We start from the raw sequence: 26,403 nt of genomic DNA on the forward strand, positions 1-26,403 counted from the left end.
GAGGAAGGTTGGGGCATGAGATTCGAGCCGATCGCGATCGTCGGGCAGGGATGCGTGTTTCCCGGCGCGGCGAACCCGGATGAATTATGGCGTATCGTCGACGAACGGCGGGAGACGCTGACGGAGCCCGAAGACGGACAATGGCGTCTGTCCCGCGCGGCATCCAGCCGCGGCCCGGACGGGACAGAGTGGTCGATCCGCGGCGGCTACGTCAGAGGCTTCCGGGCGGAATGGGATCGGCTTGGTTTGCAGGTCGACGCGGAGCGGATCGGCGCGATGGACCGAATGGTCCACTGGATGCTGCATGCGGCGGCGCAAGCGCTGCCCGATCCGTCGGCCGGCCCCCGTAAACATAAGCGGACCGGCGCGGTAATCGGCAATCTGTCGCTGCCGACGGAATCGATGTCGCGTTATGCGGAGCATGTATGGCTGCAAGCGCAGGAAGGCGATGCCGCGAGGGAATTTCTCGCGCGCGAGGTCGGAGAGCCGCCGGATGCGGTCAACCGGTTCATGTCGGGGTATCCGGCGCATTTCCTCGCGGAGGCGTTCGGTCTCGGAGCCGGCGCGTTCTGCTTGGATGCCGCCTGCGCTTCGTCGCTCTATGCGATCAAGCTCGCTTGCGATCGCCTGCATGACCGCAGCGCGGACCTGATGCTTGCCGGCGCCGTGAACGGGACGGACGCGCTATTCCTTCATACGGGCTTTCGCGCGCTTAAGGCGATCAGCAGGAGCGGACGGAGCCGACCTTTCCATCCGGAGGCGGACGGCCTCGTACCGTCCGAGGGCAGCGGCTTCGTCGCGCTGAAGCGATTGGCCGATGCCGAGCGAGCGGGGGACCGTATTCTTGGCGTCATTCGGGGCATCGGTCTGTCGAATGACGGGGGGCACGGCGGCTTGCTAGCTCCCGCCCGGGAGGGGCAAGTTCGCGCGATGCGGCAGGCGTACGAGATGTCGGGCCTTGATCCGCGGGACGTATCGCTGATCGAATGCCATGCGACCGGCACGCCGCTCGGCGACGCGGTGGAAATTCAGAGCATGAGCGACGTGTTCGCCGGGCGGAGCGGCATTCCGATCGGATCGATCAAAGGAAATATCGGACACCCGGTGACGGCGGCGGGCATGGCGGGTTTGATGAAGCTGCTTCGCGCGATGGAGGAGGGCGTCTATCCCGCCACTCTGCACTTGCCTGTCGAAGGACCGGTTAAGCTGCTGGAGGATACGCCCTTCCGATTGCCGCGGCCGGGAGAGGCTTGGCGGACGGAAGCTCCGCGGCGAGCGGCGCTGAGCAGCTTCGGCTTCGGAGGCAACAATGCGCACTTGATCGTCGAACGCTATGAATCCGGAAGCCGCGAAGCGACAACGAAGCACGGCTATGAAGCCGAATCGGCAAGCGGCAGGAATGCGGATCTGGCCATCGTCGGCATCGGCGTCAGCGCCGGCGGCAGCCGGTCAACCCGGGAATGGGCCGCGGACCTATTCGGGACGGAAGAGAGCGATCGCGGGAAACAAGGAACGGATGCTTTCCGCTCCGGCGATATCTCGTTGGCCATGCAGGACATTACGGTGCCGCCCGTCGACCTGAAGCAGGCGCTGCCGCAGCAGGTGATGCTGCTTCGGACGGCGGCAGACGCCGCGGCGGAAGCAGGCGGACTGACGGGCGATCGCGTCGGCATATACGTCGGCATGCAGTGCGATGCCGAGATCGCCCGCCATATCGCGCGGGTTCGAATCGGGGAATGGGCCGGCAAGCATGCGGGGCTGTTCGAGCCGCAAGCATCGGGAGATTCCGTCTCCTCGCTGCAGAATGCCTTCTATGGACCGTTGGAATCTTCTACGGTCGTCGGCCTGCTGCCGAACGTGCCGGCCAATCGGCTTAACAAGCATCTTCGAATATCCGGTCCGGGCTTTACCGTGTCCAGCGAAGAACTATCCGGCATTACCGCGCTCGAGCTGGCTTCCCGCGCCTTAAGGTGCGGCGAACTGGATGCCGCCCTGATCGGGGCGGTCGATCTCAGCTGCGAGAGCGTGCATCGAGCCGCGGCGGAAGCTAAGCTGGATATCGGCCAACGGCGGCCGGGCGATGCTTCGGTCGTGCTGGCGGTCAAGCGGCTCGACGACGCTCGCCGCGACGGCAACTCGGTCTATGCCGTGCTGCCTGCTTCTAACGCCGGTGACGCCGAACCCGGTCTCTTGCTTGGTTCGGACGACGAGGATGCGGTGCGTCTTGCTTCGCGCTTCGGCCATTCGCATGCGGCTTCCGGGCTGCTGCACGTGGCGGCGGGCGCGCTTGCCCTGCACTATGGCTTGCTTCCGTACGGAAGCAAGCGCGGTCCGCGCCCTTGGCTGCGAGGAGAAGAGGCCCGTACCGCTCGGGTAGACGTCCGCGCGCTCGGCGGCGCTTCAGGCTCCGTCTTCCTCGAGGAAGGAGACGGCGTCGCTCCGTTCGTGCCGAGCGGTTACCTTGCGCCAACCCTGCATACTTATGCAGCCGGCGATCGCCGTACGCTGCTGCAATCGCTTCGCGACGGAACGGAATCGACGCAAGGCGCCGTTCGCTTGGTGATCGTCGCGCGCGGAGACGAGGAGCTGTCGGCGGCGAGAAGAGCGGCGTCGATAGAGCTGGAGCGGCTTATCGCTGCTCCCGGATCCGGACCCTTCCGCGAAGGGCCGGGTATCCATTACGCCGACGCGCCTGCCGGCGGCGAGCTTGCTTTCGTATTCTCGGGCGCGGCATCCGCTTACGCGGGCATGGGGAGTGGACTGCTCTCGGCGATACCCGAATTGGGCATCGCGATCCGCGAACGATTCGGTACGGCGGCCGAGGCTGCCGGCTGGGTATACGCGGAACAGGCGGAACGGGCTCCCGACCCGCTCGCGATGCTCGGCGGGGCTTCCTATTTGACGCAGATTCACGCGGCGTTCACGCGGGAGTGGCTCGGGCTGAAACCGCAGGCCGCGATCGGACTGTCCTCGGGCGAGACGAACGCGCTGGCCGCGATGGGCGCTTGGGACAATCTAGACGGACTATTCCGCGACTTGCAGCGGTTCGGCATCTATAGCCGCGAGCTTGCCGGAGACTACCGCGTCTTGCGGGAAGCATGGGGGGAAACGCAGCCGAGGTGGGAGAACTGGCGGGTCCAAGCTTCGCCGGACGCCATCCGCGAAGCGATCGCCACGGAAGAGCGCGTCCGGCTTACGATGCACAACGCGCCGGGAGATTGCATCATCGGCGGCGAACCCGCCGCCTGTCGGCGAGTTCTGCAGAAGCTGAGGCCGGCGCCCGCTTATCCGCTCGGCTACGATATGGTCGTGCATTGCCCGGAGTTGGCGGCGATCGCCCCGCTGTGGCGGGACATTCATCGACGTCCGACGCGGCCGGTGCCCGGCGTGCGCTTCTATTCCGGCGCGTCGGCCACGCACTACGAGCCGGACGCCGACAAGTCTGCCGACGCGCTTCTGGACATGGCGACCGGAATGATCGATTTTCCAAAAACGATCCTTAAGGCTTGGGAGGACGGCGTACGCGTATTCGTCGAGCACGGTCCCCGCAGCCTATGCTCGGACTGGATCGGTCGAATACTGGCAAGTCGCCAGCATCTGTGCATCGGACTGGACCAGCCCGGCGTCGATCCGCTCGAGCAGGCAGCGACGGCCGCAGCCCGGCTATTCGCGTCCGGCATCGACGTTAACCTCGACCGTTTGCGGTCGCGGTTGGCTGAATTAGGCGCGGGCTCTGACCGGAACGGCAAACCCTCAGCCATGACGTTCCCGGCGCACCTGCCGCTGGTTGTCCTGCCGAAACTGCAGCTTAGAAAGCAGGATGCCGGCCAATCGAATAGACGGGAAGAGGTTAAGTCATTGAAAGTAATCGGGGAATACGACAGAATGGCGTCCGCGCATCGCGGGTACATCCAGTTGCAGAGCGCCATGCAGCTGCAGCTCATGCAGGTGCTGGCTAACGGCAAATCGCTGCCGATTCACAGCGCGCCTGGGCCGATGCCGGCAGTGCATGCGACGCCCGCGGCAACGGCTCCCGCAATGGCTATCGCACCGTCACCCGCCACGGCTCTCGCAACAGCTGCCGCAACGACGCCCGCAGCGGCGCCCGCAACGGCGCGGCAAATCCGGTTCTCTCGCGAGCAGCTCGAGACGTTGGCATCGGGGCGCATCTCCGACGTGTTCGGTCCCGCCTTCGCGGGTCAAGACGGCTATGCGGTGCAGGTGCGCATGCCGGAGCCGCCGCTGTTGCTCGCGGACCGGGTCGTCGCGCTTACGGGGGAGCCTCTCTCGATGGGGCGGGGCTCCATTACGACCGAAACCGACGTGCGGAACGACTCCTGGTATCTGCACAAGGGCCGCATGCCGTTCGGCATCATGATCGAGTCGGGGCAGGCGGACTTGCTGCTCATCTCCTGGCTCGGCATCGACCGGTTGAACCGGGGGGAACGCGCCTACCGGCTGCTTGGCTGCGAATTGACGTTCCACGGCTCTCTGCCCGCGCCGGGCGAGAAGCTGAGCTACGACATTCGCGTCGATTCGCATGCCAAGCACGGGGATATCCGGCTTTTCTTCTTCCATTACGACTGCACGGACGGCCAAGGACGCCGAAGGATGACGATGCGCCAGGGACAGGCCGGGTTCTTCACGAGAGAGGAATTGCGCGAGTCGGCCGGCGTCATCTGGGATCCGGCGAAGACGGAGATCCCGCCGGACGCGCGTCTTGACGCACCCCTGGTCCGTACCGCTAGAACGCGATATACGCCGGACGAGGTGCGTGCCTTCGCTTCCGGCGACCTGTACGGCTGCTTCGGCGAAGGCTTCGGCTTCGCCCGGACGCACACGTGCTCGCCTTCGATCCAGAGCGGCCGCATGTTGCTGCTGGGCGAAGTGACGGCATTCGAGCAAGCCGGCGGACCGCTCGGCCGCGGCTACCTTCGCGCGGAGACGGCTTTAAGCGGGGACGAGTGGTTTTTTGCCGGTCACTTCAAGAACGACCCGGCGATGCCGGGCACGCTCATGCTGGAAGGCTGCGTTCAGGCGATGTCCTTCTACCTGGCGGGCCTCGGTTACACGCTGCGCAAGGACGGCTGGCGCTTCGAGCCGGTCCCGGAGCTGCTCTACAAGATGATCTGCCGCGGGCAAGTAACGCCCGAATCCCGCAGCCTCGTCTACGAGGTGTTCGTCCAAGAGGTCATGGACGGGCCGGAGCCGACGGTCATCGCCGACGTTCTCCTCACGGTGGACGGACGCAAGGCGTTCCATTGCAGCCGGCTCGCGGTGCGGCTTGTGCCCGATTTCCCGCTGCACACCGAGCTTCGGCATCTGGCGGAGGGCGCTTCCGGCGACCCGAGGGCAGCCTCGTCCGGAGGGGTTACGTTCGATTATTACTCGCTGCTCGCCTGCGCCTTCGGCAAGCCGTCGCATGCGTTCGGCAGCCGTTACGCCGTGTACGACGAGGGCAAGCACGTGCCCCGTCTTCCGGGACCGCCCTATCATTTCATGACGCGCGTAACGGAAGCCGGCGGACAGCTTGGCGTGCCGAAGACCGGCACCGTCATCACGGCCGAATACGACATCCCGCCGGACGCATGGTATTTTGCCGACAACGGTTCCCGTACGATGCCCTTCTGCGTGCTGATGGAGGCCGCGCTGCAGCCTTGCGGCTGGCTGGTGTCCTATCTCGGCATTCCCGAATCGCCGGAGCGGGACGCCTTCTTCCGCAACTTGGACGGCAAGGCGACGCAGTATCGGGAGGTGCTTCCGGGCGCCGGCACGCTGCGGACCAGGGTAAGCCTGACGAGCCTGTCGCGGATGGGCCATACGTACATCGAATCGTTCCAAGTAGACTGCTTCCTCGCGGATGCCCCCGATGCACCGGTCTTCGCCATGTCGACCGTGTTCGGTCACTTCACGCTGGAGGACTTGTCCAAACAGGTCGGTCTCGGCGCGGGGGAGGCCGAATTTCAACGCTTGCTGGAGCCGTCCGGCTTCGAGGCGGACTTGCGGAACGGCGATGCCGTCTTCCCGGCAGGTCCCTCAGGGAAGCGGGCAAGGCTGGCGAGCGGCAAGCTGCTCATGCTCGATCGCGTGACCGGCCATTGGTCCCGAGGAGGCAAGCATGGCTTGGGCCGGTCGAGAGCGGAGAAGAAAGTCGACGCCGGCGATTGGTTCTTCAAGGCGCACTTCTACCAGGACCCGGTGCAGCCGGGCTCCTTGGGCGTCGAAGCGATGATTCAGCTGCTGCAGTTCCATATGCTCCAGGAGGGCATGGATCTCGGCATGAAGCAGCCGCGCTTCGAGCCGCTCGGCACGGGCATGGAAATCGTCTGGAAGTACAGAGGCCAAGTGACGCCGCAGAAGGATACGATCGTCGTGGACCTCGACGTGCTGGAGACGGGCCGCGACGAGCGCGGCGTCTATGCGATAGCCGAAGCATCTCTCTGGGTTGACGGTCTGCAAATCTATAGCGTGCCTCGCATGGGAATGCGGTTGGTCGACGATGATGGTGCCGGCACCGAGCCGCGAGAGACGAACGACGAGACGAACGGAGAGCCGGACGCGTTCATCGAACAATCGCTGTTCGACCCGGAGGAGAATCCGTGGATTCGGGATCATTGCCCGACGTATACGGCGCCGGCGATGCCTTCGACGTTCATTCTCGATACGATGGCGGCTGCCGCGCGCAATCGCGAGCCGAACCGATTCCTGACAAGCGCGTCGGACGTGCGGTTCAAGCGATGGCTCATCCTCGACCGTCCCCGCCGGCTTCGCACGGAGGTGCGACGCGCGGACAACCAGGACGCGAGCGACGATAGTACCTTCTACGACGTGATGCTATCCGCATGGCGGGACGCGCCGGACGCCCGGTTGTCCCGGTTCGAGGAAATCGCGTCGGGCAGGTTCGAGCTGGCAAGCCGATATTCGGCCGTGGACGAAGCGGATTCCCGGCCGTTCGAGCCGCTTAAAGATCCAAAGCCCGCCGACGATCCATACGAATCCGGGCACGTTTTCCACGGACCCGCCTTCCAGGTCGCAAGCGCGATCGTGCTCGGTTCGAACGGGGCTTCCGCCATCCTCTCGGCAGAGGGCAATCGAAACGGAGCCGCTTCGATTCCGATCGGATGCCTGCATCCGCTCGTACTCGACGGAGCGACGCACGCGATCCCGCATGACGAATTAACCTTATGGACGTCCGAGGTTGCGGACGATCTGGTCGGTTACCCGTACCGCATGACGGCTTGCCGGTTCTACGGGGATACGCCGAACGCCGGAGACGTTCGTTGCGACATCCGCTTCGACGGCTTCGAAGACGACGCGCGCTTCCCGGCTTTCCGGATCCGACTCTATGAGGGCGATCGGCTATGGGCGGCGCTGCGGCTCGTCGAGGTTCTGATGCCCGCAGGACCGATCGGGCGCGGCGACGGCCGCAGCCGGCAAGCCTTCCTGCAGGCTCGCGTCTATACGGAAGGCATGGCGCTCTCCCGCCGCGAGAGCGGAGTCACGAAGCTGACGGAGGCGGAGGCGCGCGCGTCGGATTGGTTCGCGGGTACCGTGGCGGCCGTCTACGGCGTCGACGCCTCGGCGAGCTATAAAGAGCTAACGCGGCTGGCGGCGATCAAAGACCATGTGGGGCATATGGCCGGCGTGCATCCTGCGACGGTACGCATAAATGAGAACGAAAGCACTGCCTTCAGCTCGGTACATCCTTATGAACGCCATCAGATCGCGGTTGAGGAAGAGAACGGGGAAATCCGCGTCTCCTCGCAAGCGCCTATCCGGGATATCGAGAGGGCGATGAGCTACTGGAGGCGCAAGCTCGGCAGCGACGGCTGGCTCGGCGAAGACCTGTACCGGGCGTTGATCGCAAGCTTCGTCGGCCGGTTCGTCGTCGAAGACCCCGCGCGGTTCGCGCAAGCGAGCCAAGGACCGGTGCTGTATCTCGCGAACCATCAGACGGCCGTGGAATCGCTGCTGTTCGCTTGTCTGGCGGAAGGGTTGACGCACAGTCCCGTAGCGGCGATCGCCAAGAAGGAGCATCGCGATTCCTGGATCGGCCGGATGCTTGCGCACTTGGAAGCGAATCCGAATGCGCGGTTCGCGATTCCGATCGTTCATGTCGACCGCGAAGACCAAGGGTCGATGCTGCAGACGTTGAAGGAACTCGCTCTCCGCATGCAGGGCGGCAACGAATCGCTCCTCGTTCATGTCGAGGGGACGCGGGCAAAGGCCGAGGCTAAAGAGGTTACGGTCGTAAGCGGCATCTGGGCGGATCTGGCGCTTCAGGGCAACATTCCGATCGTGCCCGTCCGGTTCACGGGCGGCTTGCCGGCGGAAGAATCCGAGTCGCGGCTGGAGTTTCCCGTCGGATACGGCAGGCAGAATTATCATATCGGACGTCCGATCTTCCCGGACGAGCTGCGGTCGCTGCCATTGCCGGCGCGCAAGCAGGTCATCCTCGAGGCGCTGAACGCTACGGGGAGAACGGCTGCGCGGAAGGAAGACGAGCCGGCCGATAACGGCGGCAATCCGGAATTGACAGAACGGATTCAGGTTCTGACGGAGCAAGCACGCGTGCCTTACGAGCAAGCCGTGCTGCTTGCGTCGTTGGCGCGCCTAGAGGCGCGCGGCGACGATAGCGCGGCAGTGCTGCAAGGGGTGTCGGCAGGGAAGCTACGCGTCCAAGACGATCCCGCGGGACGATGGCTCGCGGCGTTCGCGGGTTGGCTGTACGGCGAAGAGGGACCGAAGGCGCAAGCGACGAAACGGAGGAAAAGCACGCATGCAGACAACGCTTAGATGGATACCGGGCGATACGGGGCCGGCTTTTGCAGGAGAGGAGCTTACGCTGCTGGCGGCTCGCGTGCGCGAGCCGGCGTACGTCGTCCGTTACGGAGAGAACGGAGCTTTAGGCGCCGGGGTAGGAGGGAGCGTCGTTACAGCCGGCGGCACGGAGGCAGCGAATTACCCGCTTGCCGCGATGCTTCCCGCCCTCTATCCCGAGTGGCTGGGCGGCGGCGCGTTCGCGCAAGCGCACGGCGTGCGTTTCGCTTATATCGCGGGAGAGATGGCGAACGGCATCGCGACCGCGCGCATGGTCATCGCGATGGCGAAGGCCGGCATGCTCGGCTTCTTCGGCGCGGCGGGCCTTCCGCTCCAGCGAGTCCAGGACAATCTCGACGTCATCCAGGCCGAGCTCGATCCGTTAGGGCTGCCTTGGGGCATTAATCTGATCCATACGCCCAACGAGCCGGCCATGGAGGAGCACATCGTCGATCTGTATCTCCGCCGCGGCGTCACGAGGGTGTCGGCCTCCGCGTTCATGGGACTTACGCCGAGCATCGTCCGCTACGCTTGCAGCGGACTTACGCTTGACGCATCCGGCGCGATTCGCCGCCGGAATCATCTCTTCGCGAAAATTTCGCGGCCCGAGGTCGCCGGCCCGTTCATGTCGCCGGCTCCGGACAAAATGCTGGCGGATCTCGTCGGCCGCGGCCTGCTTACCGCCGAGAAAGCGCGGCTTGCCGCCTACGTGCCGCTGGCCGAGGACATTACGGTCGAGGCGGATTCCGGCGGACATACCGACAACCGTCCGTTGACGGCGCTGTTCCCCGCGATCATGCGCCTGCGCGACGATCTGCAACGGCAATACAAGTATGCGACCCCGATTCGCATCGGGGCTTCGGGCGGTCTGGGCACGCCGGCCGCGGTGGCGGCTGCGTTCGCGCTCGGCGCTGCTTACGTTATGACCGGGTCCGTCAACCAATCGGCCTTGGAGTCGGGATTGTCGGACGAGGGCCGCGCGATGTTGGCGACGGCGGGACTGGCCGATGTCGTCATGGCGCCGGCCGCCGACATGTTCGAGCAAGGGGTCAAGGTGCAAGTGCTGAAACGCGGCACCTTGTTCAGCTCCCGCGGCTTCCAACTGCTCGACCTGTACCGAAGCTATAACCGGATCGAGGATATACCGGAGAGCGTACGCTTGAAGCTGGAGAAGGAAGTGTTCCAGGCGCCGCTCGATTCCATCTGGGCGGACACCGCCCGTTTCTTCGAGAAGCGGGAGCCCGGGCAGCTCGAGCGCGCCGCGCGCGATCCGAAGCACAAGATGGCTTTGATATTCCGGTGGTATCTCGGCAAAGCAAGCCGGTGGGCGATCGACGGAACGCAGGAACGCAAGCTCGATTACCAGATCTGGTGCGGACCGGCGATGGGCTCGTTCAATGCATGGGCCGCGGGCTCCTTCCTCGAACAGCCGGTCAACCGCACGGTCGTCCAGATCGCGTGCAATCTGCTGGAGGGAGCGGCCGTCGTCACGAGAGCGCAGCAGTTGAGGAGCTACGGTCTTCCGATTCCGGCGCAAGCGTTCGATTACAGGCCGCGGCCGTTCCAGCCGTGATCGGAGGCGCGTAAATTGCTGCTCAGTTTCTATATCGTAACGCTATCCATGATCGGCTTCTTCACCGTTACGGCTTGGATCGGACGCAAGCGCGAAGTCGTCGTGCGCGGGTTGACGTTGATCGCGCTGCAGAATGTAACCTGCCTCGCCCTCTGGGCCGGCTACCCGGTCTTTCGCTTGTACGCCGCCTTGGTCTTGCTCGCCGGATTGCTCGAGTTAACCCGGCATTACCGGGCCGTCGGCGGCATGCGGCCGCGTTCGGCTATCCCGCTCCTAATCCTCGCGGCGACGGCTTCGGCCGCGTTGTTCCTCGAGGCGGAGCGGATCGGTATCTATGCGTTGCCGGTTGGACTCGCGCTTGCCGGATACGCGTTCCTGGCGCCTGCGGGCCAAGCGCGCAGCCCGGCGTTCGGCGCGTCGTTCGCCGTCTTCGTCGTCGCGCTCGGGGCAGGCTGCCTAGCCATTCTGTCCAAGGACGGAGTAGCCGCGATCGTGACGTTCCTCCTGCTGCTGCAGATGAACGATGCCTTCGGGCTGCTCGCCGGCAAGAAGTTCGGCCGCACGAAGCTGTTCCCCCGGATCAGTCCGGGCAAATCTCTCGAAGGCTATATCGGGGGCGCGGCCGGCGTCCTGGCCGGCGTCCTGATGCTGAACGGGTGGATACCCGCGCTGACGGACGTTACGATCGGCAAACAGCTGCTCATCGTCTGCTTCATTCTGCTATTCGGCAATATGGGGGACTTGCTGTTCTCGGCGCTCAAACGCAAGCTCGGCTTGAAGGACTTCGGCAGCGTGCTGCCCGGACACGGGGGCATTCTCGACCGGTTCGATAACATTCTGTTCGGCGCGCCGCTCTTCGCGCTGCTATGGGGTCTGCTTCCGTGAAAGAACCATTCGGCTAAAGCCGCGAAAGGAGGGGCAATCGTAATGGAAAGATGGTTTCCGGCGCTCCGATACTGGAACCTGGCGAACGCCATAACGACCGGAGTATCCGTCTGCGGACTGCTGGCGATGGTGTTCTTCGTGCGGGGGGAGTATCCGCTGGCGTTTACGTTATACGGCGCCGCGATTCTTGGCGATTACGCCGACGGGATCGTCGCCCGCAAGTTCAAGCAGTCATCGGCCTTCGGCCAGGAGCTCGACAGTCTGGCCGACGCGATCAGCTTCTGCGTGCTTCCGGCATTCGCCGGTTATGCCCTCGGAGTAACGTCTCTTCCCGGCATCGCGGCACTCGTTCTGTACTTGGCAGCCGGACTGTGGCGCCTTGCCTACTTCAACGTCAGCGGCCTGGAGGAGGACGGACGGCATGCTTATTACACGGGCGTACCGACGACGATCGCTGCCAGTTGGTTGCTGCTCCTAAGCCCGTTCATGTTGGCGGGCGACTTCCCGGGACGGGAGGCATCGATAGCGGCGGCCTTCGCCGTATGCGGACTTCTGATGTTGTCCGCCGTGCCGTTCCGGAAGAACGGCATGATGACGAAGGCGCTCTACGTGCTGCTGCCCGCCGTCGTCGCGTTGAATTGGTTCTAATCCCCGCCATGCGCGAAGAAGCTCCCTCCGGTTCGTCCGGAGGGAGCTTCTGTCGATGCGATTATCGATTCTCGCCGCTAACTAACGGACGGTCCGGTCGCCACCGGCGTGCTGACCGCGTTGGAAGTCTTATCCGTCGTCGTGAAGTAATACTCGTGGTTGCCCTTCGGCAGCCTCGTGATGACCCTGTAGAGCTTGCCGTCCGCGTAGTTCGTGTCGCTCGCGTTGAGTTCGGCCATCTGCTTAACGACGCCGTCGACGACGAGCTCGACGGCATGCGGCGCTTCGTTGTCGGCATCCGTATACGTGACGGTGAAGGAGAAGTTGGACAGAACGCCGCCGGTCGTCGCGTTAATGCTGCCCGACGTAAGCGTCGGCGCGGTGCCGCTGGCCGCGTTCGTGAATCGAAGATCGTCGATGAACATCTCGCCGTAGCCCTTGACCGTCTGCTTCAGCCAGATGGTAATGACGGCTTTTTTCCTGTCTAAGGTGGCCGGTGCGGCACTCGTGTCGAATTGCAGATCCGTCCACGCGGTCGGGATGCTGATCCACCCGTTCGTCAAGTTGACGCTGCCGCCGCCGCCGGACAAGGTTGCCATCATGCGCAGATTCGGATGGCCCGGGTTCTTCACCTTCATGTTGACGTAACGATAGCCGTCCACGTTGTAGGACTCGTTCCAGTGCTGGAATTTGGCTTGCGCAGTGGCGGTTGAAGGATTCTGCGTGAACTTGCCGACGAAATTCCCCGGCGTATCCTCGACTCTGGTGAACGTGCCTTCGTTGTTGCCGCCGTTCTGGTTCCACCAGTTAACCCATTGTCCGTTCGCCAATCCCCATATTCCGTGTTTGTCGAAGTCGTCGAAGAGCAGCGGATGGGAAGGGTCCGGAAGCGGCTGGGCAACCGTATAATGCATATTGCTGAACGTATAGTTGCCCGAGGCGTCGTTGCCTCTGACTCGCATGATCAGGTTGGATAGCGGCGTGACCGCGCTTGCGTCGAACGTATGCTCGTAGGCGGCGCCGTCCAGGGTCATCGGCACGTAGGTGCCGCCGGTTCTTACCGCCGGCGTGCCGGCGTTGGTGCTAGCGAACACCGTGACGTTGCCGCGCACGACTTCGCCGAGGAGCGGGCTTACCTGAAGCTCCGGAAGGTTCGACGGCGACGATGTTTCGTTCGCAATCGCGCTGAGACCCATGACCGTGTACAGCATGCCTGCTTGGATGTTGACGCTGTATTCGTTGTAGCGCCACTGGCTCATATTGTCCGCGCCCATGTATCTGTCTTCATACCAAGGACTAACGCTGTATTTGTCCTTCGGATCGTTGATATTCGCGCCGCTTACCATGGCGCCGGGTATGACGACCCCTTGATTGGCGGAAGAGCTCGCCTCTTCGTCTAGCCGCGTATGCAGGAAATCGACGTAATCCGAGCCGATGCCCGACACCCAGCTGATATTCCAAGGATTCTGCCCGTAGACCCAGTACATCGCTCTCTGAATCACGCGGAGCGTATCGGGATCGCCGAACAGCTCGTAGTACCGCATCATATCCCCGATGTACGACATGAGCGGCTCGTTCACGCCGAAGTTGCTGAATTGGTTCATGACGCCGTACGGCGTATCGTCCATAAGCGTCATGACGTAGTGGAACTGCTGCTCGAGCAAGTCTTGAATATGCGCTTGCGTCGCCGTATCGGCCACCGGATAGAATTCGGCGAGCGCGATCGGCCGCATGCTCCAATAGGCGGTCGAGCTCAAGCCGTCGAACGTGAGAGCGTTAGCGGCAGTCGTCGCCGCGTTCTTGTAATCGACATCGTTCGTGAGCAGGTACATCTCGACATCCGCGAATATTCTGGACATATTGACGTCCCCGCGCTGCGGAGCGGTAAGATTGGCGACCATGAAGTCGTACATCGTAATAGCAGCCGCTTCGAATTCGTCGGCGGATGCGGTCAGATCCGTGACGAGTGCCGTGGGCACGTCGCCTTCGGTAATCGCCGTGCGGATCGCGCGCGCCGTCGCGGCGAGCGTGGCCGCGCCTTTGGCCGATCCTTCGACGCTGAGGATGTCGGTGCGCACCTTCCGGTCATCCGAAGTGCCGGGAATGCCGTCGGTCTCCTTGTTCGGGTGAACGAATGCGCCATGATGGGAAATGTCATGGAATGCCCCGCCGAACTGGTCGGCGAATTTCACGATATATTCGCTGGCGAAGATCGCTTCGTCGATCAGGTCGGGAATATCGTTATCGTCGTTATCGAATTTGACGCTGGGCGAGTCGACGTTCCGGAGATAAGCCAGGACGATCTCCGCGCCTACCCATTGGTTGGCTCCGTACTTGCCGTAATCTCCCGCGTCGTAGTGTCCGCCCGTCAAGTCGTAGCTCTGCGTGCCGACATAGCTCTTGGCGTCGTCCAGATGTCCCGCCGGGTGGAACACTTTGTCCGAAGGCGGAATGCTGCTATAGCCCGGAGGGTAAGCGTCCGAAGTCGCGACGGCGGAACGCTGGAGGCGGTAGAACGCCGTCATCTCGTCCTTGTAGTCGTCCCACACGTTGGTCTTGATCGAGAACGGATACGATGAGATGCCGTTCGACTTCACGGTGAAGTCGTTGCCGAGCGTCGTAATCGTCGAGAAATCGATCGTGTACAAGAATTTGCCCCATACTTGGCCTTTGTAAGTCATCGCCCCGGATTTGACCGCGGTCGATCCGTTGAGGACCTGGTAAGTGGTGTCGGCTAGGTAGGTCGTCGACGTCAGGATGGCGCTCTTGTAAGCGGTCGAGCTGTAACCGGCTTGGCTCACGAGGACGTCGATGACGTTGGACGATTGCGTAACGGTCGGTCCGGTCTGCGGGGAAGTGGACGCGGCAAGAGAAGAACCGTCTGCCGCCCGGAAGAAGTAGGTATGGCTGCCGACGGGCAGCTTCGTTATATAGAAGTAGTCCTTGCCGTCCGTGTACGTCGCGTCGCCGTAGTCGGCCTCGCGCATTTCGTACGCTTTGTCGTCGATGACGACCTGCATCGCGTTCGGTTTATTGTTGTCCGCGTCGGTATAGGTGGCCTTGAACGTATATGCGGTGTTCTGATTGTTGATCGTACCCGAGTTAGACGTCAGGGAAGCGCCCGATAGCGTAGGCGAGCTGCCGGTATTGGCCGTCGTGCCCGTGATATGATCGATCAAGATTTCGCCGTAGGTGTTGCTGGTCTGCTTCAGCCAGATTTCGAACCGGATCCTCTTCTTGTTGATCGTCGGCGAGAGCGCGTCCAAGTCGATCTGCGTATCGGTCCACGTCGTCGGCACGGCCGCGTAGCCGCCCGTCAAGTCATGATTCTTGTAGCCGTCATTGATAATAATGCGGATTCGCGCATTCGGGTACCCGGGATTCTTCATCTTGAAAGTTAGATAACGGTATCCCGTCAGATTGACGGTCTGATGCCACGGCTCGAACTTGGCCTGCGAGGCGCTCGTGGCCGGCGTCTGGGCGAACTTGCCGACTTGGAGAGAATCTACCGTCACCTTCGTGTTGGTTCCGGTCCCTCCGTCTTGATTGTACCAGTTCTGCCAGGTTTGCTTGAATTCGCCGTTGTTGGCGAAGTCGTCGAACACGAGCGGATTCGCCGGATCCGGCAGCGGCTTGACCGCGGCATGCGAAGTGTCCGGAGACATTAGAAGCGCTTGGAGCGCGAGGATCAGGCTTAGCCCGATCAAGAGCAGTTTCTTGGCACGATCCCCTATGCGGGTGACGCTTGTCATCATAAAACCTCCCATGAATGTGGTTGTTCGTTCGTAAGTATGCGAGTCCTTGATGAGGCTTCCGGCGGACGACGCGAATACCGAATCGTTGGAGGCAACCCTCCCTTCATTGCTAAATTTTGGATTACAGTGTCGATTATAGAGAATCGATTTCGGCGTAGCGATGAAGTAATTCAAGACGGGCGTGATATTTTCATAGAAGTTCGAGACTTCGGAGAACCCGCGCCCGAATCCCTTGAATTCCATCACGAACATCGCGCGTTACATCATCGACAAGCCCGGCGCCCCCCCCTTATAATGGTAAAAATGCCGGCGAAGCGTGCGGTTCGCCCCCCGCGGAGGTGCCTTCATGTATAAAATATTGGTTGTCGACGACGAACCCCGGGTCAGCATCGGCATTCGTAATTTCCTGCTCTCCTCGGATCTGAACATCTCCGTCGTGGAGACGGCCCTGAACGGCTTCGAAGCCGTCGACTACTTGCGCATGGACCGTTACGACCTCGTGCTGACCGACATCCAGATGAGCCGGATGAGCGGGATCGAGCTGATGGAGACGATCTATCTGGAGCAGCCGAGCCTCCCCGTCATCGTCATCTCCGCGCACGAGAAATTCGAGTTCGCCACGAAGTCGCTTCGGCTCGGGGCGCGCGATTATCTCGTCAAGCCGGTGAAGCGCGACGAGTTGCTCCGGGTCGTCCGCGGCGTGCTCGTAGAGAAGGAAGAGGCCGGCAAGCTGGCGCTCGAGCGGTCGGTGAGCGGCGGCTCCGGCGACGCGGCCGAACCGGGGCGCCGGCGCGAAATTCTAATGGAGCTCGTGACGGAGCGGGGCTTGTCGAAGAAGGATCACGACGATTTAATCGCCGAGCTAGGCGACCTGCTCCGGGGGCCGTATTACGGCGTCGTCTGCGTCCGTCTCGATCTGAGCCGCGGAGGATTCAGCAGCCGGGAGATGGTGCTTCAGGACCGGAAGCTGCTGAAGTACGCGGCGCTTAATCTGTTCGAGGAGAGCTTGTCCGAGTGGAACGGCCTCGCGTTCAACGGGTTCGGCAACGAGCTGATCGGCATCGTGCAGCCGAGCGACCGGGACGCGTCGGGTCAGTCTCTTCCGTTGCCGTCTCAGTTGCATTTCATCGGTCAATTCGTCTCCAACAATCTGAAGCAATATTTGAACGTGGGCGCGACGATCGGCATTAGCGGCTTGCGCGCCGACGTGACGATGCTGTCCAAGCTCATGGAGGAAGCGGTCGGAGCCGCGGATTGGAAGAAGCTCCATCCCGATCAGAACGTGTTCCATTACGAGGACGTCGCGGCGCAAGAGACGCTGAACATGGTCGGATGGGTGGCCAAGGTGGACGAGTGCGCGCGGCTGTTGAAGGCCGGCGGGGACATCGCGCCGATCGTGAAGGACTTGGTTCGGTCGTTGAACGATCTGTCGCACGCGGAAGAGCTCGTTCATAGCTACTTCGGCATGCTCGCGTACCGGGTGTACGGCTTGCTGCTCGAAGGCGCGCAAGGCAACGGGCCTTCGCTGAGGAGGTTCGATCCGGACGTCCTCTTCCGCGACTCGGGCGCGTCCGGCAAGATCGAACGTCTGGGCGGTTACATCGAAGAGGCCGGCCGGACGCTCGGCGAGTTAACCCGGGAGCGGGAGATGACGATTCTGTCCCGGGTAACGGGCTATATTCGGCAGCACTACCGCAACCCGGAGCTGAAGATTCAGGACATCGCGCAGGAGGCGCACTTCAGCCCCGCCTACTTCGGTTATTGGTTCAAGCGGGAGACGAAGCAGAACGTCTGGGATTACGTGACCGAGCTGCGCATCGAGGAGGCGAAGCAGCTGCTCGTCGCGACGGACAAGAAGCGGTACGAGATCGCCTACGAAGTCGGCTACGAGTCGCCGGAACACTTCAGCCGAATGTTCAAGCGCTACGCGGGCGTCAGTCCGGCGGACTATCGCAAGGAAGGTCAGGGGGGATCCGACTGAAGCTCAAATATAAGGTCACGATCGCGTTCTTGCTGTTCATCGTCGGACCGTTCCTCGTCGTCGGTTGGATATCGGCCTTCAAGGCCGCGGAATCGATGCAGGACGAAGTCGGGCGGACGATGCTCCAACTAACGAAGCAGAATCACGCGACCATAGAGAAGACGATGTCGGCGGTCAACGACAAGACGATCACGTTCCTGGACAACCATCTGCTCGATCCGACCGGTCCGAACGAGTTCTGGTACAACATCGAGTCGCTCGGTGACATGAACCAAGCAGACGATATTCTGGAGCGATGGTCTTCGGACGGCACCGCTTATACGCTGTTCATGATCAATCGGGAGAAGAAGCGAACGTTGTTCGATCTGTCGGGCAAGGACAGAGGGTTCAAATATATGGATATCGGCGCCGCGGAGCTTCCGGCATGGACCGAGCACGCGCTGAAGAAGCGGGGAGCCGGCGCTTTCCGCCTATTTCGTTCGCCGGACGGCCTCGCGACCGTAAGCTTCGTGAGGAGCATCCTGAATATGCAAAATTATAACGAGGTGCTGGGATTTCTCGTCGTTTCCCGCCTGGAGGTGCTGCTGCGAAGAGACCTCCTGTCGGTGGAGCTTCCGGATAATGCCGGCATTTTCCTGTTCAACGAACAGGACGAATTGCTCATGAAGGCGGGCACGTCCGAACTGGCGCCGGAGCTCGTGCCCGGTTCGGCGAGGCAAGAGCTGCCGGGCTACTTCTTCGCGAGCGAGGGAGGCGAACGGTGGCTCTATTCGCACTCTTACGAACCGTTGTATCGAACGAACTTGGTCTATCGCATACCGCTCGATGCGATCTCGGGGGGGCAGACTTCGTTCCAGTGGGTCATCATGGCGTTGTCCGCGATCTACTTGGCGTTCGTGCTGCTGTTCGTCTTGTATTTGCTGCGGACGATCGTTAAACCGCTGCACCGTCTCGTCTCGATTACGAAGATCTACGAGCCCGGCGTCCCGATGGACATCGGAGACGATCCGCTGCGTTCGGACGAGTTCGGCATCCTGACCGGCGCCTTCATGAAGATGACGCGGCGGTTGGACCGCTCCATCGAGGACAACTATCTGATGAAGCTTCGCCATCAGGAAACCGAGCTGGCGACGCTGCACTCCCAGATTACCCCGCACCTGCTGTACAACACCCTGGACTCCATCTATTGGTACGCCCTCGACAACGGCAACTCGGAAGTCGGGGAGATGGTCATGGATCTGTCGATGCTGCTGCGCATCGGGCTAAGCAAAGGGAAGACGTTGATCCCGATCGCCGAGGAAGCCGAGCACGTGCAGGCGTATAGCCGGCTGCAGATGAAGCGGTATCCCGATACGTTCGAAGCGCATTGGGACATCGAGGAAGAGGCGCTCGCGTGCACGACGCCGAAGGTCATCCTGCAGCCGCTCGTCGAGAACGCGATTTTCCACGGGGTCAGCGGCATGGACGGGGAAGGCGAGATCTGGATCCGCGTCCGCCGCGTAGACGACCGCCTCGAGATGTCGGTCGAGGACAACGGCTTCCAGAAAGTCGAGGTCGAGCGGTTGAACGAGATCGCGCACGGGGATACGGAAGACGCCGGGTACGGCATCCGGAACGTGCACCGGCGCATCCGGCTGCACTTCGGGGACGAGTACGGCTTGCGTTACGAGAGGCGGGAAGGCGGAGGGGTCCGAGCGGTCATCACCCTCCCTGCGCGCGTGCATAGATCGGGTTGAAAGGCGCTGTTCCGGAGTCGTCCAAGAGGATGACCCTGGAACAGCCGTTTTTATTTTCGCGATAGATCGCCCTTTCCGACACCCCGATTTATACGTCACGCAGTTATAGGTTTATATCATCGTATTGCGGGGAGGGCTAACCTATACTGAGATCAATCGAGAGGAGTGGAAGCAAGTGAGAGAGAGAGCGGGGATCGCGAGATTCATCCATTCGCTATGGAAATTCAGATTCCTGACGTTAATGCTCGTTCCGACGCTGGCCGTGTTGATCGTGAACAACTACATGCCGATGTTCGGGGTATTCATCGCCTTCAAGAATATCAACTATATCGACGGCATCCTCGGAAGTCCGTGGGTCGGCTTCGATAACTTCGCCTTCTTGTTCAATTCCGGATCGATCTGGCGAATTACGCGCAACACGGTAGGCTACAGTCTGCTCTTCATGATCGTCAACACGGTGCTCTCCGTCGGCATCGCCGTCGCGATCAACGAGCTGCGGGGCCGGCTCGCGAAGACGTACCAGACGTTCCTGATCATGCCGTACTTCCTGTCCATGATCGTCGTCGGCTACTTGGCCTACGCGTTCCTGAACACGGACAAGGGCTTCCTGAATTCGTCGCTGCTCGGCTGGTTCGGCATCGATCCGATCTCGTGGTACTCGGAGAAGGAATATTGGCCTTATATTCTCACCCTGGTCAACGCCTGGAAGAACGTCGGCATCGGCGCCGTCATCTATATCGCGGCGATCGCGGGCATCGACAACGAGTATTACGAAGCCGCGGTCATCGACGGAGCGTCGAAATGGAAGCAGACGATTCATATTACGCTGCCGCTCATCCAGCCGATCATCGTCATCATGACCATCCTGTCGATGGGCAGCGTGTTCAATACCGACTTCGGCTTGTTCTACCAAGTCCCCATGGATTCCGGCGCGTTGTATCCCGTTACGGATACGGTCGACACGTACGTCTATCGGGTGCTGATGGAATTGAACGACATCGGGATGTCTTCCGCGGCGGCATTGGTGCAATCGGTGCTCGGCTTCATCCTAGTGCTGCTCACCAACTCGGCGGTACGCAAGATCAATCGCGAGCAAGCGTTATTCTAGACAGAGACCCGAGGTGAATACATTGGCTCATTCCTATAGCCGGCGCGATAACGCGATCTCGCCGATCGCGAGCGCCATGCTTAACGCGACTTTCGTCATCTTGGCCTTGGCGTGCGTCTTGCCGGTATTGCTCGTCGTTATCGTGTCGTTCACGCATAACGATGCCTTGGTGAACGACGGATACCGATTCTTCCCGGCGAAGCTATCCTGGATCGCCTACGAAAGCCTGTTCAAGGATTACGGAACGATCGCCAGGGCGTACGTCATCAGCATCGGCATTACCGTCTTCGGCACAGGCCTAAGCGTCATCCTGATGGCGCTGTATGCCTATCCGATCTCACGCCAGGACTATCCGTTCCGCACGTTCTTCACGTTCTTCCTGTTCTTCACGATGCTATTCAGCGGAGGCGTGGTGAGCAAGTATATCGTCTTCACGCAAACGCTGGACCTGCTCGATTCCTACGCTTCGCTGCTGTTGCCGCTGCTCATCATTCCGTTCAACGTCATCATCATGCGGACGTTCTTCCAGTCGACGATCCATCCGGCGCTGATCGAATCCGCGAGAATCGACGGCGCAGGCGAGCTTCGAATCTTCTGCCGCATCGTGATGCCGCTGTCGCTGCCCGTTCTCGCAACGATGGGGCTGCTCGGCATGATCGTGTTCTGGAACGACTGGTTCAACGCGCTCCTGTTCATCCGAACGGAGGATAAATATCCGCTGCAATATCTCATGCTCCGCGTCTTGAACGACGTCCAGTATTTGCGCTCTAACGTGCAGCTGGCGGCGCAGAATCCGGAGCTGATGAGCAACCTGCCGGACGAATCGCTTCAGATGGCGTTCGCGGTCGTCTGCATGGGACCGATCCTGCTCGTGTACCCGTTCTTCCAGAAATACTTCGTCAAAGGGCTGACGGTAGGCGCCGTCAAAGGCTGATCCGGCTACGGTAGAACCGGCTTGCGGAACCATGGCCGCATGCCGATCTATAGATTATGAACCGACTTTAATAGGAGGGTTTACGAACGAATGAGACAAAAGAGATCGATCGCGGTTATCGTTGCCGTTCTGCTCGCGGCGATGCTGGTCCTGCAAGCCTGTTCGTCGAAAAACAACAATAACGCGAAGGAATCCCCGAGCGCGGCCGCAAGTCCGAGCGCAAGCGCTTCGGAATCGGCGCAGCCTTCGGAGTCGGCTACTCCGGCGTCCGAGCTTAAGCCGTACGAAGTGTCCATCGTCTATTTCGGCACGCCGGAAGCGGACGTTGCCCTGGTCGAAGAGAAGCTGAACGAATTTTTCAAGGAAAAAATCAACGCGACGGTCAAGCTTCAACCGATCGCGGCCAGCGATTACCAGAACCGGACCGAACTCATGATGAATACCGGCGAGAAGATGGACCTGGTATTCACCGCGTCTTGGCTTAATTACTTCGGCAACGTGACCAAGGGCGCGTTCCTGGAGATGGACGAACTGCTGGATAAGCACGGACAAGGCATCAAAGACACGATTCATCCGTTGTACCTGGAAGCGCCGCGCCTGAAGGGCAAGCTGTACGCGGTTCCGACGAACAAAGAAATCACGCAAGGGCAATCGTTCACTTACCGGAAAGATATCGTCGACAAGTATAACATCCCGATCGAGACGATTAACAAATGGGCGGATCTGGAGCCTTGGTTCGAGAAAATGAGCAAGGAAGAGCCCGGGATGACCAATCTGTACATGAGCGGCGGCTCGGGCAATAGCGGCGGCGGCATCTACATGATGTTCGAGACGAATTCCAATTACCGTCCGATCGGTCCTACGCCGGGCAAGACGCAAATGTTCTTCGTCGACTACACGTCATCGGACGTGAAGGTAAAAACGATTCTGGATCCCGAGCTCGTCGATATCAACAAGAAGGAGTTAGAGCTGTTCCGCAAGTATTACGAGAAGGGCTATATTAACTCGGACGCCGCGACCAGCAAGACGAACGCCGCGGACTTGCGGCGCCAAGGCAAGCTCTGGATGTCGTCGGGCGTATGGAAACCGGGTTCCGACATCGAAGTGAAGATCGCCGACAACAATCTGTACGATTACGTGTCCCATGTCGTAACGGAGCCGATCGTCACGACGGACCTGGCCACGGGCTCCATGATGTCCATCTCCAGAACGTCCGAGGATCCGGAGCGCGCGATGATGGTGCTTAACTACCTGCATACCGATCCGTACGTCATCAACTTGATCGTGCACGGCATCGAAGGCAAGCACTACAAGAAGGTCGGCGACAACCGCATCGAACCGATCGCCGATTCCGGATACGGCGCCTCGGCGCTGTTCTGGGTCATCGGCAGCCAAATGCTGAATTACTTGAAGCCGGGTCAACCGGACGATCTGTACGAGAGCTGGAAGAAATTCAACGACGAAGCGGTGCGCTTCCCGTTGATGGGCTTCGTCTTCGACGATACGAACGTGAAGAACGAGATTGCGCAACTGAACGGAATTATCGCCGAGTACAAGACGATCGCCACGGGCGCATTGGCGAATCCGTCCAAGCTGCTCGACGAACGGAACGCGAAGCTGAAGGATGCCGGCGTCGAGAAGGTGCAGGCGGAGCTGCAAACGCAGATCGACGCCTGGTTGGCGGATAACAAGTAAGGGATGCCGTTTCGGGGAGTCTCCTTCGGGAGACTCTCCGATTGCTATCCAGAGAAGGAGACGCTCGAATGAAACCGGATAATCTCATCTACACGTTCGTCAGCTTCGCGACGGACGTCGACGCAAGCTGGGGGAAGGGCATCGCGCTGGAAGGAATCGACCGGACGGCCGCGATCGCCCATAAACACGGTATTCCGGTCACCTGGATCGTTAACGCCGGTTCCGCTCCGATATTGGCCGACCGCATTCGGGCATGGCACGAGCGGTACGGGGACGACGTCATCCTCCAGACGCCGTTCCGCCGGGACGAATCGGAGACGTCCAAGGAGAAGTTGAAGGCGTCGCTCGAGGAAGGCTGGCGCGTCCTGCAGGAGACGTTCCCGTGGGCCAAGACGAAGATCGTCGTCCGGGGACAGATCTATAACGAGTTTCTCGAGGCTGCGGAGGAACTCGGCTTCCAGGGCGTATGGGGCTATTGCTGGGAGCAGACGTGGTGGGACGGCATTACGCATAAGGGCATCCCGTGGGGCTCGTGGTATATCGACGGTTCCCGGTTCAAGGCGCCGCATCCCGGCAAGGGCAAGCTCGTCGCCGCCGAATGGACGGCCCGGGACTTGCACGCGACGTATCATTCCGGGAGTCCTTGCATCTATTCGACCGATCCGAACGACGTGCTTCGGGCCGGTCTGTGCGCTGGAGACGATATCGAGTATTGGAAAAACGTGTTCCATGGCTATCTCGACAATACGGCGAATAACGACCGGGTATATTTTCTGCAGCAGCAGGAGAGCCACGAGATGGAATATACGGATCGGTTCGCCATCTACCCCGCCTCCCACGTCGAGGCATGCTCGGAGATGCTCGACCGATTCTTCGCCTACGTCCGGGAATATCCGGTCACTCTGACGACGCTGCCGCTCGCGATCGAGGAGTATCACGGCCTTAACGAGACGACCGCGCCTTCGTGCATGCTGGTCAAGGACACGCAGGTCCGTCCGGCCGTCAACGACTATACGATGACGCTCGGCGGCACCGGGGCGGGGCCTTGGCCGGATACGTTCCTCTACTACGACGTCGAATGCCAGATGGCGTTCGCGGAAGGAGCGTGCGCGCCGGACAGGCTGCGGAATTACGTCGGCAAGGGCGATATGGGCGGCACGTTCGAGGACGACGTTCCGCCCGTGTTCGTGAGCGGGTACGAGAAGACGGAGCATCGCATCCGCATGACGTTCGAGATCGGGCATTGGCCGCCGATGCCTTTCGGACTCGCCTATTGGGATGACTTGAGCGGTTACGAAGTGAGCTCGTGCTCCGAAGGCGTCGAAGCGAAGGTGATTCAAGACCGGCTGGCGTTCTTGAGATTCCGACTGACGGGAACGCCGGCGAAGATCAAGCTGGAGTTGAAGAGACGGAGCATATAGGGGGATGAAGGAATTGGCGAAGGAAGCGAACGCGGGCAAGACGGTACTGTTCCAGGGAGATTCCATCACGGACGCGGGCCGGTCGCGGGATGGGTTCGCCAACCGCGGACTCGGGCAAGGATACGCGAATTTGATCGCCGGCCGGGTCGGAATGTCGCAAGCGGAAGCGGGTCACAGCTTCCTGAATCGCGGCATAGGGGGCAATCGCGTCTCCGACGTCTATGCGAGGTGGAACGAGGACGCGATCAACTTGCGGCCGGACGTCATCAGCCTGCTCATCGGCGTGAACGACGCTTGGCGTACGGTGCACAAGCTGCCGGAAGGGGCGAGCGACCGCTTCGAGCGAATCTACCGCCATCTGCTCGAGGAGACGAAGGAGACGATGCCGGATGCGGCGCTCGTGCTCTGCGAGCCGTTCGTTCTTCCAGTCGGCATGGTCGCCGAGGCGTGGGACGAATGGCGATCTATTCTGGACCGCTACGGCGCGGTGGTGCGAGCGCTAGCCGGCGAATACGGAGCCTCGTTCGTCTCGCTTCAGGAGCCGTTCGACAAGGCGACGGAGAGAGCGGAAGCGGACTATTGGCTTCCGGACGGCGTGCATCCTTCCGCCGCAGGACACGAGCTGATCGCGGCGGAGTGGCTGAATGCCGTCCAAGCTCGCGGGATTCTGGATTAGGAGGGCAAGTCCTCCACTCCCTTCCCGTGCATACGTTACCGAATTCTGGAGCACCCTATGACCGGTTGGCTGGCGTATGCCAAGCTATAGACAAGGGGGCTTCGAACGATGCGCAAGAGCTTATGGCTAGGTACGTTGCTGTTGACGACCGCGCTCGCGGCGACGGGATGCATGGAGAAGACGGGAGACCTCGGCAATAAGAACATCAGGCCGAACGCCGTCAATAACGAGCGGATGCTCGGTAACGGAACGCGGTTCGCGGACGACCAGCGGAACGAGATGAACCGCGTGAACGGCGATCAGCGGGTGAACAACAACATCGTCGGCATGCATGGCAACTCGCATTTGCAGATGAGCGATCAGATCGCGGATCAGCTCGCGGCGATGCCGGGCATCGACGGGGCTTACGTCGTCATGACGGACCGCAACGCTTACGTGGCCGTCAATCAAGACCGCCAAGGGGCGAATGCCGGAAGCGCGGATTTGGACGGCGCGGCGAAGACGAGGATCGCGGACAAGGTCAAGTCGATGTCGCCGTCGACGGAGAACGTGTACGTCTCGGCGAATCCGGACTTCGCGGGCCGCATGCGCAACTTCGCCGACGAGACGAAGAACGGGCATCCGATTCAGGGCTTCCTGACGGAATTCAACGCGCTCGTCACGCGGATCTTCCCGGCGGAATCGAGCCGCGGAGGCACGAGATAGCAGGCGATATCCGCACCTGGGACCTGCAATGAACCGAGAACCGACCCATCATGGCAATGGGTCGGTTTTTTCGCGTCAGGACGCGATTTTCCGGCATAAAATCCTCCGCCTATTTTCCTCGTCCTCCGCACCGAGCGATAAGCCCTTTCATATGATAAAGTTGACTGTATCCCTATACCTTGTATTCACACATTCCCGGGCAAGGAGGGGTGACACACGTTGAAGGGCAGCGACCACAAGAGTAAGTTTCTCCTAACCATTCGGGAACGCGAAGTGTTTGAACTGCTTGTGCAGGACAAAACGACACGCGACATTGCTCAGCAATTGTTTATCAGCGAGAAAACGGTACGCAACCATATCTCCAATGTTATGCAAAAGCTGAATGTCAAAGGTCGTTCGCAAGCGGTTGTCGAGCTAATCAAGCTCGGGGAGTTGAAAATTTAAAGAACCAGCGTACGTATTGAGC

At 61.1% G+C, this 26,403-nt stretch carries 14 protein-coding genes; 13 read left to right on the plus strand and 1 reads right to left on the minus strand.

Annotated elements, in window-relative coordinates; genetic code table 11:
- The first annotated feature begins 15 nt into the window (after window positions 1-15).
- Genes ACFQZG_RS18010 through ACFQZG_RS18025 form a run of 4 tightly spaced genes read left to right on the plus strand, consistent with a single transcriptional unit; the run spans window position 16 to window position 11,926 of the window.
- Window positions 16-8,796 carry a beta-ketoacyl synthase N-terminal-like domain-containing protein gene (locus ACFQZG_RS18010; RefSeq protein WP_378154979.1) on the plus strand — a complete coding sequence of 2,927 codons (8,781 nt, stop codon included), beginning with the start codon at window positions 16-18 and terminating at the stop codon, window positions 8,794-8,796.
- Window positions 8,780-10,393 carry a PfaD family polyunsaturated fatty acid/polyketide biosynthesis protein gene (locus tag ACFQZG_RS18015; protein WP_378154981.1) on the plus strand — a complete coding sequence of 538 codons (1,614 nt, stop codon included), beginning with the start codon at window positions 8,780-8,782 and terminating at the stop codon, window positions 10,391-10,393. The genes ACFQZG_RS18010 and ACFQZG_RS18015 overlap by 17 nt, the downstream gene beginning before the upstream one ends.
- A 15-nt stretch (window positions 10,394-10,408) precedes the next feature.
- Window positions 10,409-11,278, plus strand: a complete 870-nt coding sequence (locus ACFQZG_RS18020) for a phosphatidate cytidylyltransferase (RefSeq protein WP_378154982.1) — start codon at window positions 10,409-10,411, stop codon at window positions 11,276-11,278.
- 42 nt (window positions 11,279-11,320) lie between these two features.
- The gene (locus ACFQZG_RS18025) at window positions 11,321-11,926 is read left to right on the plus strand and encodes a CDP-alcohol phosphatidyltransferase family protein (protein WP_378154984.1); all 606 of its coding nucleotides are present in this window, start codon (window positions 11,321-11,323) and stop codon (window positions 11,924-11,926) included.
- Between the two features lie 77 nt (window positions 11,927-12,003).
- Here the strand turns inward: ACFQZG_RS18025 and ACFQZG_RS18030 are convergent, their stop codons facing one another.
- Window positions 12,004-15,678 carry a glycoside hydrolase family 9 protein gene (locus tag ACFQZG_RS18030; RefSeq protein WP_378154986.1) on the minus strand — a complete coding sequence of 1,225 codons (3,675 nt, stop codon included), beginning with the start codon at window positions 15,676-15,678 and terminating at the stop codon, window positions 12,004-12,006.
- Between the two features lie 349 nt (window positions 15,679-16,027).
- Between ACFQZG_RS18030 and ACFQZG_RS18035 the strand changes: the two genes are divergently transcribed.
- The 9 genes from ACFQZG_RS18035 to ACFQZG_RS18075 all read left to right on the plus strand — a co-directional run bounded on the left by ACFQZG_RS18035 (window position 16,028) and on the right by ACFQZG_RS18075 (window position 26,381).
- Window positions 16,028-17,662: a response regulator gene (locus ACFQZG_RS18035; protein ID WP_378154988.1), complete on the plus strand. Its 1,635-nt coding sequence runs from the start codon at window positions 16,028-16,030 to the stop codon at window positions 17,660-17,662.
- Between the two features lie 29 nt (window positions 17,663-17,691).
- Window positions 17,692-19,398, plus strand: a complete 1,707-nt coding sequence (locus ACFQZG_RS18040; RefSeq protein WP_378154989.1) for a sensor histidine kinase — start codon at window positions 17,692-17,694, stop codon at window positions 19,396-19,398.
- Between the two features lie 175 nt (window positions 19,399-19,573).
- Entirely contained in the window at window positions 19,574-20,506 is a 933-nt protein-coding gene (locus ACFQZG_RS18045) for an ABC transporter permease (protein ID WP_378154991.1), read from the plus strand.
- Between the two features lie 13 nt (window positions 20,507-20,519).
- Window positions 20,520-21,440 (plus strand): carbohydrate ABC transporter permease, encoded by a 921-nt coding sequence (locus tag ACFQZG_RS18050; RefSeq protein WP_378154993.1) that lies wholly within the window; start codon window positions 20,520-20,522, stop codon window positions 21,438-21,440.
- 90 nt (window positions 21,441-21,530) lie between these two features.
- The gene (locus tag ACFQZG_RS18055) at window positions 21,531-23,135 is read left to right on the plus strand and encodes an ABC transporter substrate-binding protein (RefSeq protein WP_378154995.1); all 1,605 of its coding nucleotides are present in this window, start codon (window positions 21,531-21,533) and stop codon (window positions 23,133-23,135) included.
- A gap of 68 nt (window positions 23,136-23,203) precedes the next feature.
- Window positions 23,204-24,556, plus strand: a complete 1,353-nt coding sequence (locus tag ACFQZG_RS18060; protein WP_378154997.1) for a polysaccharide deacetylase family protein — start codon at window positions 23,204-23,206, stop codon at window positions 24,554-24,556.
- Between the two features lie 4 nt (window positions 24,557-24,560).
- Entirely contained in the window at window positions 24,561-25,232 is a 672-nt protein-coding gene (locus tag ACFQZG_RS18065; RefSeq protein WP_378154999.1) for an SGNH/GDSL hydrolase family protein, read from the plus strand.
- A 108-nt stretch (window positions 25,233-25,340) separates the two neighbouring features.
- A complete protein-coding gene (locus tag ACFQZG_RS18070; RefSeq protein WP_378155001.1) occupies window positions 25,341-25,937 on the plus strand; it encodes a YhcN/YlaJ family sporulation lipoprotein in 597 nt (198 codons plus the stop codon).
- A gap of 219 nt (window positions 25,938-26,156) precedes the next feature.
- On the plus strand, window positions 26,157-26,381 hold the full coding sequence (locus tag ACFQZG_RS18075) for a helix-turn-helix domain-containing protein (protein ID WP_027087904.1): 225 nt from the start codon (window positions 26,157-26,159) through the stop codon (window positions 26,379-26,381).
- Window positions 26,382-26,403: the final 22 nt, after the last annotated feature.

The sequence above is a fragment of the Cohnella sp. GCM10027633 genome, assembly GCF_042675445.1.
Taxonomy (GTDB): Bacteria; Bacillota; Bacilli; order Paenibacillales; family Paenibacillaceae; genus Cohnella.